Here is a 1,920-nt window from a genome sequence, read left to right as displayed (position 1 = left end):
GATTGCGGCGGGGCGTCGGGCGCGGCCCGCTGCTGGGTCAGTTGGCGATCGAGTTCGCCCAGCTTCTTGGCGACCAGCACATTGGCGAGGGCCAGGTTGCCCGTCTCGCGGGCCGCCATGCGCTGGATGCTGGAGATGGCAGTCGTCTTCGCGAGTGCCATGGCCGGTCCTCAGGCGAGCTTGTCGACCTTGAGGCCCTGGCCGGGCGGCGGTGCGGCGCGGCTCAGTTCATCAACCGCCTGCAGCAGCGCCATGTCCATTTCGTGATTTTTCCGGATCACCGCGATCGTCGCAGAGTGCTGCGTGCTCGTCGAGCGCGCGGCAAGCAACTGCGATGTGATGTCGGTGTCCATCCCGCGAGGTTATTGCCGGCGGGTAAACGAAGTGTGCCGCCGATCCCTCGGATGCGATGCAAGTTCAGCGTGTCGTCTCGCTCGAGTATTTTCCGGGGGTCCACAGGACGTCGGTTTCGCCATTGGCATTGGCGACCCGGGCGAGGACGAAGAGCAGGTCGGACAGCCGGTTGAGATAGATGAGCGCGGCGCTGTTGACGTCGGGTTCCTTGGCCATCAGCGCCACGACCTGCCGCTCGGCACGCCGCGTCACCGTGCGGGCGAGGTGCAGGGCGACCGCCAGCGGTGTGCCGCCGGGCAGCACGAAGCTGGTCAGCGGCCTGAGGCCGGCGTTGAAGTAGTCGATCTGCTCCTCGACCCATTTGGCCTGCTGCGCCGTCGCCCGCAGGGACGGCGTCGTCCCGTCCGGATCGGGGCCCGGTGTGGCCAGATCGGATCCGACGTCGAACAGGTCGTTCTGGATGCGCGCCAGCACCCGGTCGAGCTTGGGCATGGAGGCGGTGTTGAGCCGCGCCATGCCGACGAAGCTGTTGGCCTCGTCCACCGTGCCGTAGGCCTCGACCCTGAGGTCGTGCTTCATCCGGCGCGGGCCGCGCACCAGGCCGGTCGTGCCGTTGTCGCCGGTCTTGGTGTAGATCCTGTTGAGCTTGACCATCTCACATCCGCAAGTGCTGTGCGGAAAGGCAAACGACGGTTTGGCGCGCGGGTCAAGTGCCCGCGCGGCTCAGCCGGCCCGTCCGAACAGGGCCAGGGCGCCGAGGATCACCACCAGCGCCACCGCCTGGGCGATGACCCGGGCCCGCATCAGCTTCTGGCTGACATTGGGGCTGCCGTCGCGGAACATGTTCCACAGCCCCATGAACAGGATGATCGCCACGGCGGCGAGGGCGATGATGGTGACGATGCCGGTGATGTTCATTCGGGCCTTCCTGCGATGTAGCCGACGAGGCCCTCGCCCAGGTGATCGTAGATGGCACGGACGCGCCGGCTGGTGAAGAGTTCCCGATGCGCGGCCAGCCAGACTTCGAGAGGCGGGGGGCGTACCTGGGGCAGCAGCTTGACCATCCCCGGCGTGCGGTCCACCAGGTTCTCCTGGCCGAACCCGATCCCTAGGCCCGCCTTCATCAGTTCCCACATATTGGTCTGGCTGTCGGTTCGTACAACGAAATCGGCCCGCTCGAGTTCAAATCCCATGCGGCGCGCCGTCGCAATCAGCAGGTCGGAACGGTCGAAGCCGATCAGGTCGTGGGAGGTCAGCTGCTGCGCCGACTCCGGGGCCCCGCGGCGGGCGAGATAGCTCCGGTGGGCGCAGGCGACCAGCTGGATTTCGCCGAGCTTGCGCGCCACCAGTTCGAGTTGGGTCGGGCGGAACAGGCGTACCGCGATGTCGGCTTCGCGCAGCAGCAGGTTCTCGACCGAATCCGAGGGCACCAGCTCGATGGCGACCTGGGGGAAGACCAGTCGCGTCCTGGCGAGCAGGCCGGGCAGGACGTAGCCGCACATCATCGTGCTGGAGGTCACCCGTACGGATCCGGAGAGGACGGCACTGGAGCCTTCGGCGACGAGC

At 67.2% G+C, this 1,920-nt stretch carries 4 protein-coding genes; all 4 read right to left on the bottom strand.

Annotated elements, in window-relative coordinates; genetic code table 11:
- Window positions 1-170 precede the first annotated feature (170 nt).
- On the bottom strand, window positions 171-353 hold the full coding sequence (locus tag ACE3TU_RS21890) for a hypothetical protein (RefSeq protein ID WP_374627968.1): 183 nt from the start codon (window positions 351-353) through the stop codon (window positions 171-173).
- 64 nt (window positions 354-417) lie between these two features.
- Window positions 418-1,008, bottom strand: a complete 591-nt coding sequence (locus tag ACE3TU_RS21885; RefSeq protein WP_374627967.1) for a cob(I)yrinic acid a,c-diamide adenosyltransferase — start codon at window positions 1,006-1,008, stop codon at window positions 418-420.
- A 69-nt stretch (window positions 1,009-1,077) separates the two neighbouring features.
- Window positions 1,078-1,272 (bottom strand): twin transmembrane helix small protein, encoded by a 195-nt coding sequence (locus ACE3TU_RS21880; protein WP_374627966.1) that lies wholly within the window; start codon window positions 1,270-1,272, stop codon window positions 1,078-1,080.
- A partial coding sequence (locus ACE3TU_RS21875; RefSeq protein WP_374627965.1) for a LysR substrate-binding domain-containing protein occupies window positions 1,269-1,920 on the bottom strand: 652 nt, incomplete at its 5' end. The genes ACE3TU_RS21875 and ACE3TU_RS21880, both read right to left, overlap by 4 nt.

It is taken from the genome of Devosia sp. (assembly GCF_041917035.1).
In the GTDB taxonomy this organism is placed as follows: Bacteria; Pseudomonadota; Alphaproteobacteria; order Rhizobiales; family Devosiaceae; genus Devosia_A.
Note: the sequence above shows the minus strand (reverse complement) of the source record. Positions and strands in the feature narration are given on the sequence as shown.